Source organism: Streptococcus mitis, from assembly GCF_001579045.1.
Classification (GTDB): Bacteria; Bacillota; Bacilli; order Lactobacillales; family Streptococcaceae; genus Streptococcus; species Streptococcus mitis_D.
Window position 1 is genome coordinate 45,728 of sequence record NZ_KQ970262.1, and the last position, 14,845, is coordinate 60,572.

At 40.3% G+C, this 14,845-nt stretch carries 9 protein-coding genes and 1 pseudogene; all 10 read left to right on the forward strand.

Features of this window, described 5'->3' with window-relative positions; all coding sequences use genetic code 11:
* On the forward strand, window positions 1-1,399 hold a 1,399-nt coding region (locus SMIDD28_RS11840), incomplete at its 5' end, for a G5 domain-containing protein (RefSeq protein ID WP_196756352.1).
* Window positions 1,400-1,808: 409 nt separating this feature from the next.
* A complete protein-coding gene (locus SMIDD28_RS03195) occupies window positions 1,809-2,720 on the forward strand; it encodes an Rpn family recombination-promoting nuclease/putative transposase (protein WP_061424655.1) in 912 nt (303 codons plus the stop codon).
* A 210-nt stretch (window positions 2,721-2,930) separates the two neighbouring features.
* Window positions 2,931-3,869 carry an Rpn family recombination-promoting nuclease/putative transposase gene (locus tag SMIDD28_RS03200; RefSeq protein ID WP_061424657.1) on the forward strand — a complete coding sequence of 313 codons (939 nt, stop codon included), beginning with the start codon at window positions 2,931-2,933 and terminating at the stop codon, window positions 3,867-3,869.
* Window positions 3,866-4,246 (forward strand): annotated as a pseudogene (locus tag SMIDD28_RS12540) (hypothetical protein); the annotation flags it as partial. The gene SMIDD28_RS03200 and the pseudogene SMIDD28_RS12540, both read left to right, overlap by 4 nt.
* A gap of 161 nt (window positions 4,247-4,407) precedes the next feature.
* Complete coding sequence (locus SMIDD28_RS03210) at window positions 4,408-6,309, forward strand: ABC-F family ATP-binding cassette domain-containing protein (protein ID WP_061424660.1); 1,902 nt, start codon at window positions 4,408-4,410, stop codon at window positions 6,307-6,309.
* Between the two features lie 2 nt (window positions 6,310-6,311).
* Window positions 6,312-7,175, forward strand: a complete 864-nt coding sequence (locus SMIDD28_RS03215) for an Rgg family transcriptional regulator (RefSeq protein ID WP_061424662.1) — start codon at window positions 6,312-6,314, stop codon at window positions 7,173-7,175.
* A gap of 78 nt (window positions 7,176-7,253) precedes the next feature.
* On the forward strand, window positions 7,254-8,432 hold the full coding sequence (locus SMIDD28_RS03220) for an MFS transporter (protein WP_061424664.1): 1,179 nt from the start codon (window positions 7,254-7,256) through the stop codon (window positions 8,430-8,432).
* 92 nt (window positions 8,433-8,524) lie between these two features.
* Window positions 8,525-10,483: an NAD-dependent DNA ligase LigA gene (gene ligA / locus SMIDD28_RS03225; RefSeq protein WP_061424666.1), complete on the forward strand. Its 1,959-nt coding sequence runs from the start codon at window positions 8,525-8,527 to the stop codon at window positions 10,481-10,483.
* 110 nt (window positions 10,484-10,593) lie between these two features.
* Window positions 10,594-12,873, forward strand: coding sequence for a type I pullulanase (gene pulA / locus SMIDD28_RS03230; RefSeq protein WP_061424668.1), 2,280 nt, complete (start codon window positions 10,594-10,596; stop codon window positions 12,871-12,873).
* 412 nt (window positions 12,874-13,285) lie between these two features.
* On the forward strand, window positions 13,286-14,710 hold the full coding sequence (locus tag SMIDD28_RS03235) for an NADP-dependent glyceraldehyde-3-phosphate dehydrogenase (RefSeq protein ID WP_061424673.1): 1,425 nt from the start codon (window positions 13,286-13,288) through the stop codon (window positions 14,708-14,710).
* Window positions 14,711-14,845 lie beyond the last annotated feature (135 nt).

A 14,845-nucleotide genomic window follows, 5' to 3' on the forward strand; every position in this document is an offset into this window, starting at 1 on the left:
ATTTAAAACTCGTTATGAGGAGGACAACTCAATTCCAGAAGGGGAAGAGAGAGAAGTAACAGCTGGTGTCAATGGAGAAACTGTTAAGACAACTACTTATGAACTAAACCCAACAACAGGTGAAGTAACTGCAAATGAACCAAAAACAGCAACAACAGACCCAGTTACACGTGTTGTAAAACGTGGTACACAACCAAAACCAGGAGCAACACCAGAGACTCCACAACCAAAACCAGGAGCAACACCAGAGACTCCACAACCAAAACCAGGAGCAACACCAGAGACTCCACAACCAAAACCAGGAGAAACACCGGAGACTCCACAACCAAAACCAGGAGAAACACCGGAGACTCCACAACCGAAACCAGGAGAAACACCAGAGACTCCACAACCTGAAACAGGAATCAATGTTATTCCACCAACACCTAGAATTGTGGAACGTTCAGGTGGAAATACTGTGGAAGTTGAAGTACCGAATAAAGACGCGGATACATTATCTATTACATTTACAAAACGAAATAGTGCTGAGAAAGAAACAATCGTTACTAAAAAAGATAATGGTACGTGGATGATTGAAAAAGCTCCAAAAGGAGTTACAATCAATCCAACAAACGGTCTCGTTTATATTCCAAGTAAGCAAATCGAACCAAAAACATCTGTAGATACGCAAACAAAACATAAATACAAACAAAGTAAGATTGTTAGTGTTGTGCCGAATATCCTTGATTTACCTAAATTTGAAGGAACGACAGAATGGATTGATGTAAATGGGAATGTCTTGAAAGCTCCTGAAAAAGGTGTTCATGAGAAAGAGAAATTTGCTAGTTATGTTTGGTTAGAAAGTATCCTTAAAGGAGATAAAATTACACACATCTACTTTGAAGGAACACCATCAGTAGATAAACCAGAATATAAGATTACAGTATGGTTTGATGAAGATGGTAATCCAATAAAACCAGAAAAACCTGGAACTCATGAATCAGGAAATATTCCTGGATATCGATTGATTACAACTGCAACAAAAGATGGTGTTACAATTCATAAATTTGAGAAAGTAGCGAATGGAACTCCAATTTTACCAGAAAGCCCAACTAGTCATCCAATGACTCCATCAAGTTCGCCATCAACTTCAACGCCAGAAAAACCAAACAAAGCTGAAACTCCAAGTCCAGAACAGGATGCAAGCCCAGCACCATCTAAAGTTTCAGAACAAAAAGGTGAAGCAGTGGCTACAGCTACATCAGAAAAGACAGTAGATAGTGTAACATCTACGAAAACATCTGATAAAGCAGAGTTGCCAAACACAGGTACAGAAGCTAATGCTAACCTTGCAGCACTTGGACTCCTTGGAGCCCTAAGTGGATTTGGACTTCTTGCTCGCAAGAAAAAAGAAGACTAAAAACTCAGGCTCTTTGTCAACTGTAGTGGGTTGAAGAAAAGCTAAGATTAAGAAGAGGCTGAGAAAAAGCCTCTCAAATCAGAAAAACGCATAGTATCAGGTATTGAAAAACTGAGACTATGCGTTTTATTGTGGGAAGATTTACTTCATTTTTTCCGGAAGTTGAGTTTTTGGTCCAGTCTCTTTAAATTATATGTTATCTTAAATTCAGAATAGAGCATTATAACTTATAAAACATTGCTAGAAATTGATTCGACTTTACTATCCTATTTATTTAGAGTTTATTTCATTTTGCTATAAAGTTTGGGACTTCTTTTATTTTTTCTACTCTTTTTCCGAATAAATAGATAGAAGCATCAAATCTAGTAAATTAGATTAAAAAATGTGCTATAATGAAAGGAGAGCAAATATGACTGTACGTCATCCGGGCATCAGCCCAACTAATGACTTGGTTGCTAAGAAAATCTTTAGCAATCCAGAAATCACTTGTCAATTTATTCGCGATATGCTGGATTTACCAGCCAAAAATGTAACTATTTTGGAGGGAAGTAACATTCATGTCTTGCCTTCTCTACCCTACTCGGCGCAGGACTTCTATACAAGTATAGATGTTTTGGCTGAGTTGGACAATGGTACGCAAGTTATTATTGAGATTCAAGTTCATCATCAGAATTTTTTCATCAATCGTTTGTGGGCTTACTTGTGCAGTCAGGTCAATCAAAATCTTGAAAAAATTCGCCAACGTGAAGGTGATACTCATCAGAGTTACAAGCATATCGCACCAGTTTACGCAATAGCTATTGTGGATAGTAATTATTTCCAAGATGATTTAGCTTTCCACAGTTTTAGCATGCGAGAGGACACGACAGGTGAAGTTTTAACCATTACCAATAACGGTCAAGAAAATCATTTGGTTAAGATGGCGTTCTTGGAACTAAAAAAATATAGAAAAACCAGCAAAGACGAGGTTCGCAAGCCCTGGTTGGAGTTTTTTGGTAATAAACCCTTTACCCAAGAACCCGAGCGAGCCATCAGCCAAGCAGACCAACTGCTGGACTACAAGAGCTGGTCCGAGGAGGACAGGAAGATGTTTAGTCAACTACGTATGCGCGAAGAACAAGCCTTGTTAGCGCAGGACTATGCCTTGGAAACTGCTAGGGCGGAAGGGATTGAACAAGGACTGGAGCGTGGTCTTGAACGTGGAAAACTCTTTGCCTTCCTAGATATGGTCCGTCAAGGTCTGCTGCCATCTGAGGTAGCTAGTCAGCAGTTGGGTATGACTGTGGCTGAGTTTGAGGCGCTATTGAAAGACCATAAGTGAGAAATCTGTAAATATTACACGATACAAAAACAACTAAAAAGGATAGCTAAATTTCTTGATGTAAAAAGTTTGGCTATCTTTTTTTATCTAAGATATTGTTATTTTTAGGAAAGTTTGAACTTTTCACTCTCTTTTTCCGAATAAATAGATAGAAGCATCAAATCTAGTAAATTAGATTAAAAAATGTGCTATAATGAAAGGAGAGCAAATATGACTGTACGTCATCCGGGCATTAGCCCAACCAATGACTTGGTAGCTAAGAAAATCTTTAGCAACCCAGAAATCACTTGTCAATTTATTCGCGATATGCTGGATTTACCTGCAAAAAATGTAACCATTTTGGAGGGAAGCAATATTCATGTCTTGCCTTCTCTACCCTACTCGGCTCAGGATTTCTATACCAGTATAGACGTCTTGGCGGAGTTAGATAATGGAACGCAAGTTATCATCGAAATTCAAGTTCATCATCAGAATTTTTTCATTAATCGTTTGTGGGCTTACCTATGCAGTCAGGTCAATCAAAACCTAGAAAAAATTCGCCAGCGAGAAGGTGATACCCACCAGAGCTACAAACACATCGCACCTGTTTACGCAATAGCCATTGTGGATAGTAATTATTTCCAAGATGATCTAGCTTTCCACAGTTTTAGCATGCGCGAGGACACGACAGGTGAGGTTTTAACCATTATCAACAATGGTCAGGAAAACCATCTGGTTAAGATGGCATTCTTGGAATTAAAAAAATATAAAGAAACCAGCAAAGATAGTATTCGCAAACCATGGTTGGAGTTTTTCGGGAACAAACCCTTTACCCAGCAACCTGAGCGAGCCATCAGCCAGGCAGACCAACTGCTGGACTATAAAAGCTGGTCCGAGGAGGACAGGAAGATGTTTAGTCAACTACGTATGCGCGAAGAACAAGCATTGTTAGCACATGATTATGCCTTGGAACAAGCTGAGGAAAAGGGCTTAGAGCGTGGTCGTGCAGAGGGTCGTGAAAAAGGGCGCGAAGAAGGCATTGAAGAGGGATTAAAAGTAGGTTTAGTAAATCTAGTCCGTCAAGGTCTGCTGCCATCTGAGGTAGCTAGTCAGCAGTTGGGTATGACTGTGGCTGAATTTGAGGCGCTATTGAAAGACCATCACAAATAAGAACTAAAAAATATAGAGAAACCAGCAAAGACGAGGTTCGCAAGCCATGGTTAGAGTTTTTCGGGAATAAACCCTTTACCCAACAACCTGAGCGAGCCATCAGCCAGGCAGACCAACTGCTGGACTATAAAAGCTGGTCCGAGGAGGACAGGAAAATGTTTAGTCAATTACGTATGCGTGAAGAACAAGCCTTGTTAGCGCAGGACTATGCCTTGGAAACAGCTAGAGCGGAGGGGGTTGAACAAGGGTTGGAACGTGGGAAAGTTGAAGGTGGTTTTGCGATGTTAGCAAATCTAGTCCGTCAAGGTCTACTTCCATCTGAGGTAGCTAGTCAGCAGTTGGGTATGACTGTGGCTGAATTTGAGGCGCTATTGTGAACGAGTGAAAATATTTTACCAGCTATCTTGCAAAATAAATAGAGTTTCTAATCAAAATATTTTTGAATACTGAGAATAAGCAGAGCCGATTTTTCTAGGATATTTGGGTTAAGACTTACGATTATCTTGAATGCCTTAGGGAAACATGCTATACTACTTGTATGATTATTTTACAAGCTAATAAAATTGAACGTTCTTTTGCAGGAGAGGTTCTTTTCGATAATATTAACCTGCAGGTTGATGAACGAGACCGGATTGCCCTTGTTGGGAAAAATGGAGCAGGTAAGTCTACTCTTTTGAAGATTTTGGTTGGGGAAGAGGAGCCAACTAGTGGAGAAATCAATAAGAAAAAAGATATTTCTCTGTCTTACCTAGCCCAAGATAGCCGTTTTGAGTCTGAAAATACCATCTACGATGAGATGCTTCATGTCTTTGATGACCTGCGTCGGACTGAGAAACAACTTCGTCAGATGGAGCTAGAGATGGGAGAAAAGTCTGGTGAGGACTTGAATAAGCTGATGTCAGATTATGACCGCTTATCTGAGAATTTTCGCCAAGCAGGTGGCTTTACCTATGAAGCTGATATTCGAGCGATTTTGAATGGTTTCAAGTTTGACGAGTCTACGTGGCAGATGAAAATTGCTGAACTTTCAGGTGGTCAAAATACTCGTTTGGCACTTGCTAAAATGCTCCTTGAAAAGCCCAATCTCTTGGTCTTGGACGAGCCAACCAACCACTTGGATATTGAAACTATTGCCTGGCTAGAGAATTACTTGGTAAACTATAGCGGTGCCCTCATTATCGTCAGCCACGACCGTTACTTCTTGGATAAGGTTGCGACGATTACGCTGGATTTGACCAAGCATTCCTTGGATCGCTATGTGGGCAACTACTCTCGTTTTGTCGAGTTAAAGGAGCAAAAACTAGCTACTGAGGCAAAAAACTATGAAAAGCAACAGAAGGAAATTGCTGCTCTGGAAGACTTTGTCAATCGCAATTTAGTCCGTGCTTCGACGACTAAACGTGCCCAATCCCGTCGTAAACAACTGGAAAAAATGGAGCGTTTAGATAAGCCTGAAGCTGGTAAGAAAGCAGCCAACATGACCTTCCAGTCTGAAAAAACGTCAGGTAATGTTGTTTTGACTGTTGAAAATGCGGCTATAGGCTATGATGGGGAAGTTCTGTCAGAACCGATTAACCTAGACCTTCGTAAAATGAATGCTGTTGCTATTGTTGGACCAAACGGTATTGGAAAATCAACCTTTATCAAGTCTATTGTGGACCAGATTCCGTTTATCAAGGGAGAAAAGCGCTTTGGTGCTAATGTTGAGGTTGGCTACTATGACCAAATCCAAAGCAAGCTGACAGCAAGTAATACGGTACTGGATGAACTTTGGAATGATTTTAAATTGACACCAGAAGTTGAAATCCGCAACCGTCTAGGTGCCTTCCTTTTCTCAGGAGATGATGTTAAAAAATCCGTCGGCATGCTGTCTGGTGGTGAGAAAGCTCGTTTGCTTTTGGCTAAATTGTCTATGGAAAATAACAACTTTTTGATTCTGGACGAGCCGACCAACCACTTGGATATTGATAGCAAGGAAGTGCTAGAAAATGCCTTGATTGACTTCGACGGAACTCTTCTATTTGTCAGTCACGACCGTTACTTTATCAATCGTGTGGCAACTCATGTACTGGAATTGTCTGAGAATGGCTCGACTCTCTACCTTGGAGATTACGATTACTATGTTGAGAAGAAAGCAGAAGTAGAAATGATTCAAACTGAGGAAGCTTCAGCTAGCAATCAAGAAAAAGAAGCAAGTCCAGTTAATGATTACCAAGCTCAGAAAGAAAGTCAAAAAGAAGTTCGTAAGCTCATGCGACAAATCGAAAATCTAGAAGCTGAAATCGAAGAGCTAGAAAGTCAAAGTCAAGTCATTTCTGAACAAATGTTGGAAACAAACGATGCAGGTAAACTAATGGAATTGCAGGCTGAGCTGGACAAAATTAGCCATCGTCAGGAAGAAGCGATGCTTGAGTGGGAAGAATTATCAGAGCAGGTGTAAAGATGGAACATCTTGGAAAAGTATTTCGTGAATTTCGAACAAGTGGAAATTATTCTTTAAAAGAGGCGGCAGGGGAATCCTGTTCAACTTCTCAGTTATCTCGCTTTGAGCTTGGGGAGTCTGATCTAGCAGTCTCACGGTTCTTTGAGATTTTGGATAACATTCATGTCACAATCGAAAATTTCATGGATAAGGCAAGGGATTTTCATAATCATGAACATGTTGCCATGATGGGGCAAATTATTCCGCTTTACTACTCAAATGATATTGCAGGTTTTCAAAAGCTTCAAAGAGAACAACTTGAAAAGGCTAAAAGTTCGACAAATCCCCTTTATTTTGAGCTGAACTGGATTTTGATGCAAGGTCTGATTTGTCAAAGAGATGCGACTTATGATATGAAGCAGGATGATTTGGATAAGGTAGCAGATTATCTTTTCAAAACAGAAGAATGGACCATGTATGAATTGATTCTTTTCGGGAATCTTTATAGTTTCTACGATGTAGACTATGTCACTCGGATTGGTAGAGAAGTTATGGAGAGGGAAGAATTTTATCAAGAGATTGGTCGCCATAAGAGATTGGTGTTGATTTTGGCCCTCAATTGTTACCAGCATTGTTTAGAGCATCTTTCTTTTGACAATGCAAGCTATTTTGAGGCTTATACAGAGAAGATTATTGGTAAAGGTATTAAGCTTTATGAGCGTAATATTTTCCATTATCTAAAAGGCTTTGATTTGTACCAAAAAGGACAGTGTAAAGAAGGTTGTAGCCAGATGCAAGAGGCCATGCATATTTTTGACGTGCTAGGTCTTCCAGAGCAAGTAGCCTACTATCAAGAACACTACGAAAAATTTGTCAAAGATTAATTTTCCCAAATAAGGGAAAAATAAAAAACTCCTTTCAGTTTTGATACAATAGTTTCAAAATTTGAGAGGAGTTTTTATATGAATCGCTATGCAGTACAGTTGATTAGCCGCGGGGCTGTTAACAAGATAGGGAATATGCTCTATGATTATGGAAATAGTGTCTGGTTGGCTTCCATGGGAACTATCGGACAGACTGTTTTAGGAATGTATCAGATTTCTGAACTCGTCACATCTATTCTCGTAAATCCTTTTGGCGGAGTCATTTCAGACCGTTTTTCTCGTCGTAGGATTTTAATGATGACAGACCTTGTTTGTGGGATTCTTTGTCTGGCTATTTCTTTCATAAGGAATGACAGCTGGATGATTGGAGCTTTGATTTTTGCCAACATTGTTCAGGCTATTGCTTTTGCCTTTTCTAGACCAGCAAATAAGGCCATTATCACAGAATTGGTAGAGAAGGATGAACTGGTCCTCTACAATTCTCGTTTGGAGTTGGTGATGCAGGTTGTCAGTGTGAGTTCCCCTGTACTTTCTTTTCTGGTTTTACAATTTGCAAGTCTTCGCATTACCTTGGTATTAGATGCTCTTAGTTTTTTTCTCGCTTTTGGCTTGGTAGCCTTGCTTCCAAAGAAAGAAGAGAAGACTTTGGGGGAGAAGAAACTTACATTCAAAGTTATTTTTTCTGATATCAAGGAGGGAGTTCACTATATTGTGAAGCAAAAGGAAATCTTCTTTTTGTTAGTCATGGCTTCAAGTGTCAATTTTTTCTTTGCAGCTTTTAATTACCTCCTTCCCTTTTCAAATCAGCTTTATGGAGTTCAAGGTGCCTATGCCACTATTTTAACTATGGGTGCTATTGGGTCTATTGTTGGGGCCCTGCTAGCTAGTAAGATTAAAGCTAGTATGGAAATGCTTTTATTTTTATTGGCACTGACTGGACTTGGAGTGATGATAATGGGCTTTACTCTCCCATCTTATCTTACTTTTTCAGGCAATTTCGTTTGTGAATTGTTCATGACGATTTTCAATATTCACTTTTTTACTCAAGTACAAACCAAGGTTGAAGGTGAATATTTGGGTAGAGTTCTCAGTTCGATTTATACCTTAGCTATACTTTTTATGCCAATTGCAACAGGTTTAATGACCTGGCTTCCAAGTGTCCATCTTTATTCTTTCTTGATTATAGGACTTGGAGTTGTCGTTTTATCTTTCTTAGCTCTAGGCTATGTTCGAACCCGTTTTGAAAAAGAGACATAAGTCTGTTTGAGTTTTAAAAATAATTCCAATCTAAGTGTTTTTTCCGCCCTTCTCGTTTGTGAGGAGGGCTTAGTTTATGGTAAAATGGTCTTATGAATAAAAGAATGAATGAGTTAGTCGCCTTGCTCAATCGCTATGCGACTGAGTACTATACCAGCGACAATCCGTCGGTTTCAGATAGTGAATATGACCGCCTTTACCGTGAGTTGGTTGAGTTAGAAACTGCCTATCCAGATCAAGTATTAGCAGACAGTCCGACCCATCGTGTTGGTGGCAAGGTTTTAGATGGTTTTGAAAAATACAGTCATCAGTATCCTCTTTATAGTTTGCAGGATGCTTTTTCACGTGAGGATCTTGAAGCATTTGATGCGCGTGTTCGTAAGGAAGTGGCTCATCCGACCTATATTTGTGAGCTGAAAATCGATGGCTTATCTATCTCGCTGACTTATGAAAAGGGGATTTTAGTTGCTGGGGCAACGCGTGGAGATGGTTCTGTTGGGGAGAATATCACAGAAAATCTCAAGCGTGTTAAGGATATTCCTTTGACTTTGCCAGAAGAACTAGATATCACAGTTCGTGGGGAATGTTATATGCCACGCGCTTCTTTTGACCAGGTCAACCAAGCTCGCCAAGAAAATGGAGAGCCTGAATTTGCTAATCCTCGTAATGCGGCAGCAGGCACCCTGCGTCAGTTGGATACAGCAGTAGTTGCCAAGCGCAATCTTGCCACTTTCCTCTATCAAGAAGCCAGTCCTTCAACTCGTGATAGTCAAGAAAAGGTTTTGAAGCACCTAGAACAACTAGGTTTTGTGGTCAATCCTAAGCGAATCTTGGCTGAAAACATAGATGAAATCTGGGATTTTATTCAAGAAGTAGGACAGGAACGGGAAAATCTGCCTTATGATATTGATGGAGTTGTAATCAAGATCAATGATCTAGCAAGCCAAGAAGAACTCGGCTTTACTGTTAAGGCTCCAAAGTGGGCAGTGGCCTACAAATTCCCGGCTGAAGAAAAAGAAGCTCAACTCTTATCAGTTGATTGGACAGTTGGCCGTACGGGTGTTGTAACCCCGACTGCCAATCTAACACCAGTACAACTAGCCGGAACAACTGTTAGCCGTGCGACCCTGCACAATGTGGATTATATTGCTGAAAAAGATATCCGTAAAGACGACACGGTCATCGTCTATAAGGCCGGGGACATCATCCCTGCCGTTTTACGCGTGGTAGAGTCCAAACGGGTTTCTGAAGAGAAACTAGATATTCCTACAAACTGTCCAAGTTGTGACTCTGACTTGTTGCACTTTGAAGATGAAGTGGCCCTGCGTTGTATCAATCCGCGTTGTCCTGCCCAAATCATGGAAGGTTTGATTCACTTTGCTTCTCGAGATGCCATGAATATTACAGGACTCGGTCCATCAGTAGTTGAGAAACTCTTTTCTGCTAATCTGGTTAAGGATGTCGCGGATATTTATCGTTTGAAAGAGGAAGATTTTCTCCTTTTAGAGGGGGTTAAGGAAAAGTCTGCTTCTAAACTGTATCAAGCCATTCAAGCATCTAAGGAAAACTCTGCTGAAAAACTCTTGTTTGGTTTGGGAATTCGCCATGTCGGCAGTAAGGCCAGTCAGCTTTTACTTCAACATTTTCTCTCGATTGAAAATCTGGCTCAGGCAGATCCAGAGGAAGTGGCTAGTATTGAAAGTCTGGGCGGTGTGATTGCCAAGAGTCTTCAGACTTATTTTGCGACAGAAGGCTCTGAAATTCTCCTTAAAGAATTGAAAGAAGCTGGGGTCAATCTGGACTATAAAGGTCAGACAGTAGTTGCGAATGCGGCCTTGTCAGGCTTGACCGTGGTATTGACAGGAAAATTGGAACGACTTAAGCGCTCAGAAGCTAAAAGCAAACTCGAAAGTCTGGGTGCCAAGGTAACAGGCAGTGTTTCTAAAAAGACCGACCTTGTTGTTGCAGGAGCAGACGCTGGAAGTAAACTGCAAAAAGCACAAGAACTTGGTATTGAGGTTCGAGATGAAGCTTGGTTAGAAAGTCTGTAATGATCGTTTAAAAACAGAGTTTGGATAATTTGACTATGTCTGTTAATTGAGACGAGATTGGTCAAGAATTTATTAGTGAAACAGAAATAAAATAAAAAGGAAAAATAAAAATGTATACCTACCCTATGCGCATTCATTACCATCGCAAGAATGGTGAATATGACACTTGCTCTTTTGTAAAGAGTAAGGATCAACGAATTGATTTACTAACTTACCAAGAAGATTATTTTGGTGCCTTATTTAGTTTTGAACACCCAAGCGTTCATCCCTTAGAAAGCTTGAATTTTGTGGTTCATACCGGCCAAACCAGTAAAGAATATGCCATCCGTTTTAATCACTATCCTCTCTTAACGGAGGTCTGGATTTTGGAAGGCGATGATAGGATTTATTACTCTGAAAATCCTGCTATTGCCAGTCCTTTCTATAAAAATCAAAATCCTTTTGCCTTTGATAAGGCCATTAACAGTGCTAGTTTTGACCATCATTGGGGTTACCAAGGGGAATTGGGTTGCCGTGTAGAGGACAATCAGGCTCATTTTTCACTCTGGTCACCAACAGCGACAGCAGTGCAGGTTGTTGTTTATGAATCAGCTACTAACGATGCTCCTGTTTGGAAGACCTTTGAGATGGAGAGAGGCAATAGCTACTCTTATAACCATAAGGACAATACTATTGGTGTCTGGAGTTTGGATGTTGAGGAAGATTTGACTGGTAAGGCTTATCAGTATCAAGTCCAATTCCCTCATCACCAAACACTGACACGTGATCCTTATACAATCGCGACCAGCCCTGATGGCAAACGTTCTGCTATTCTGAGCCATGCAGAAAAACAAGTCGAAAACTTCGAGGTCAAGCATGGTTCTGATGCTGCTTGGCGTTTGGAAAATCCATGTAAGGCAGTTATTTGTGAAATGCATATTCGTGATTTGACCCAATCACCGACCTCAGGTGTAGATGAACATCTTCGAGGAACATTCTTGGGTGCTGCTCAGACTGGAACAGTTAACCAGTACGGTCAGTCAACTGCTTTTGATCACATCAAGAAGTTGGGCTACAATTATGTTCAGTTGCAACCAATTGCAGACCGTCATAAAGAATACGATGAGGATGGAAATGTAACCTACAACTGGGGTTATGATCCACAAAACTATAACGCGCCAGAAACTAGTTTTTCAACTAATCCAGATGATCCAGCTCAGGTCATTCGCGATTTGAAGACCATGGTTCAAGCTTACCACGATGCGGGTATTGGTGTCATTATGGATGTGGTCTATAACCATACCTTTTCAGTTGTTGATGCACCTTTCCAAACAACTGTCCCTGATTACTATTATCGTATGAATCCAGACGGTACCTTCCAGAATGGAACGGGTGTTGGAAATGAAACAGCCAGTGAACACGAAATGTTCCGCAAGTATATGATTGATTCTCTTCTATACTGGGTGCAGGAATACAATATTGACGGCTTCCGTTTTGACTTGATGGGGATTCATGATGTCAAGACCATGCAGATGATTCGTCAGAGCTTGGATGAAATCGACCCTAACATTATCCTCTATGGAGAAGGATGGGATATGGGAACAGGCCTTGCCCCTTATGATAAGGCTAAGAAAGACAACGCCTACGAAATGCCAAATATTGGTTTCTTTAATGACAATCAGCGTGATGCTGTCAAAGGTGGAGAAGTTTACGGTGCTATCAAGTCAGGTTTTGTCAGTGGTGCTGCGACAGAGCCAATTCTAGCTAAAGCAATCCTAGGAAGTCGTGAATTAGGAACCTATACACATCCAAATCAGGTGCTTAACTATGTGGAAGCCCATGACAATTACAATCTTCACGATTTATTGGCAACCCTTCATCCAGACCAAAGTTCAGAACAAATCATGCGCAAGGTTGAGACAGCCACAGCTATGAACCTACTCATGCAAGGGATGGCCTTTATGGAAATCGGTCAAGAATTTGGTCGTACCAAACTGGTTGCGACTGGTGAGCATGGTGAGTTGACACATGATGATAGAGAGCGTGCGATGAATAGCTATAATGCTCCTGACAGTGTGAATCAAGTCAACTGGGATTTGATCAATGAGCGTCAAGATAGTATTGAGTTTATCCGTCAAGTCATCCGATTGAAGACAAAAACTGGTGCCTTTTCTTACTCTAGCTATGATGAAATTTACCATCATGTCTTTGTGCATTCTGCGATTGAACATAGCGGCTGCCTTATCTATGAAGTTCACGGCAAAGAACACCTCTTGGTGGTTGTGAATGCTAAATCAGAACCCTATCCATTTGAAAATGCAGGAAATTTAGCTATGTTGGTAACCAATAGTCGTTCAAAAGAAGATAATGTTTTAGATGATATTAGTCTAGCTGTCTTGAGTGTTTTATAAAGACCATCTATCTCGCTATTCTAACACATCATTGGAAGTGAACGAATAGAAAGAGCTTAGCTGATAACTCACTTGTATAGAAAATTTGATAAATATTTTCACGAAACAAGGCATCCTATCAAAGTTTTTGAACACTTGATAGGACGTCTTTTTGTTTTAAAGACTTTTACTAGACTCCTTATCTGCAAGCTCAAAACGGTATTTTGAGCTGACTGTATCCGTTTTATGCATCACTTCACAGTTGTGCTTTGAGATTGCAGTAACTAGATTCCTAGTCTGATTTTTTATTTTTATTGAGTATACTTTGAACAATCAAGCTTGTGAAAATAATCTCAAAAATTTCGCAAAAAGGGTTGTAATTTTCTGAAAATTTGGTAAAATATATCTTAATCATTTTCAGGAGGACGAGAATTTGACAAGATATCAGAATTTAGTAAATGGAAAATGGAAATCATCTGAAAAAGAAATTACGATTTATTCACCAATCAATCAAGAAGAATTGGGTACAGTTCCAGCTATGACTCAGGCTGAAGTTGATGAGGCTATGAAAGCTGCGCGTGCAGCCCTGCCAGCATGGCGAGCTTTATCAGCAGTTGAACGTGCGGCTTATTTGCACAAAACAGCAGCTATTTTAGAACGCGATAAGGAAGAAATTGGTACTATACTTGCCAAAGAAGTATCAAAAGGGATTAAAGCAGCAATTGGGGAAGTGGTTCGTACTGCAGACTTGATTCGCTTTGCTGCGGAAGAAGGTCTCCGTATCACTGGCCAAGCAATGGAAGGTGGCGGTTTTGAGGCAGCAAGTAAAAACAAACTGGCTGTTGTACGTCGTGAACCAGTTGGTATCGTGCTAGCGATTGCTCCCTTTAATTATCCAGTTAATTTATCTGCTTCTAAAATTGCACCTGCCTTGATTGCAGGGAATGTGGTCATGTTTAAGCCACCAACACAAGGTTCCATTTCTGGACTCTTGTTGGCTAAAGCCTTTGAAGAAGCAGGAATTCCAGCAGGTATTTTCAATACTATTACGGGACGTGGTTCAGAAATTGGGGATTATATCATTGAACACAAAGAAGTCAACTTCATCAACTTTACAGGCTCGACTCCTATCGGAGAACGTATTGGTCGTTTAGCTGGTATGCGTCCTATCATGCTGGAGCTTGGTGGGAAAGATGCTGCTCTTGTACTAGAAGATGCAGATTTGGAACATGCTGCCAAGCAAATTGTTGCTGGTGCCTTTAGCTACTCAGGTCAACGTTGCACGGCCATTAAACGTGTTCTTGTTCTCGAAAGTGTAGCAGATAAATTAGCGACTTTGCTTCAAGCAGAGGTTGCTAAATTAACAGTTGGTGACCCATTTGACAATGCTGATATTACACCTGTTATTGATAATGCTTCAGCCGACTTCATCTGGGGCTTGATTGAGGATGCGCAAGAAAAAGGAGCTCAGACTCTTGCACCAATCAAACGTGAAGGCAATCTTCTCTGGCCAGTGCTTTTTGACCAAGTTACAAAAGATATGAAAGTAGCATGGGAAGAGCCATTTGGCCCTGTTTTACCAATTATCCGTGTGGCTAGTGTAGAGGAAGCTATTGCCTTTGCCAACGAATCTGAATTCGGCCTTCAATCATCAGTCTTTACAAATGATTTCAAAAAAGCCTTTGAAATTGCTGAAAAACTTGAAGTGGGTACAGTTCATATTAATAATAAAACCCAACGTGGTCCAGATAATTTCCCATTCCTTGGTGTCAAAGGTTCTGGAGCTGGAGTGCAAGGAATTAAATATAGCATTGAAGCGATGACAAATGTCAAATCCATTGTTTTTGATGTGAAATGAAATATAAAGTCAGGAAATTGTTTTCCTGGTTTTATTTTTTGCTATAAAAAAATAATATTGGTAGCAAAAATACGAACTTTTTGGTATTATAGTAGAGAAAGAAAGGCGTTTTCGCAATTTTTTTGAAAAAATATT

What these genes read in the sequence shown, in the direction of transcription:
- SMIDD28_RS03195 (WP_061424655.1), top strand. Translation starts at nt 1,809, where the DNA reads ATGACTGTACGTCATCCGGGCATCAGCCCAACTAATGACTTGGTTGCT.
- SMIDD28_RS03200 (WP_061424657.1), top strand. Translation starts at nt 2,931, where the DNA reads ATGACTGTACGTCATCCGGGCATTAGCCCAACCAATGACTTGGTAGCT.
- SMIDD28_RS03210 (WP_061424660.1), top strand. Translation starts at nt 4,408, where the DNA reads ATGATTATTTTACAAGCTAATAAAATTGAACGTTCTTTTGCAGGAGAG.
- SMIDD28_RS03215 (WP_061424662.1), top strand. Translation starts at nt 6,312, where the DNA reads ATGGAACATCTTGGAAAAGTATTTCGTGAATTTCGAACAAGTGGAAAT.
- SMIDD28_RS03220 (WP_061424664.1), top strand. Translation starts at nt 7,254, where the DNA reads ATGAATCGCTATGCAGTACAGTTGATTAGCCGCGGGGCTGTTAACAAG.
- ligA (WP_061424666.1), top strand. Translation starts at nt 8,525, where the DNA reads ATGAATAAAAGAATGAATGAGTTAGTCGCCTTGCTCAATCGCTATGCG.
- pulA (WP_061424668.1), top strand. Translation starts at nt 10,594, where the DNA reads ATGTATACCTACCCTATGCGCATTCATTACCATCGCAAGAATGGTGAA.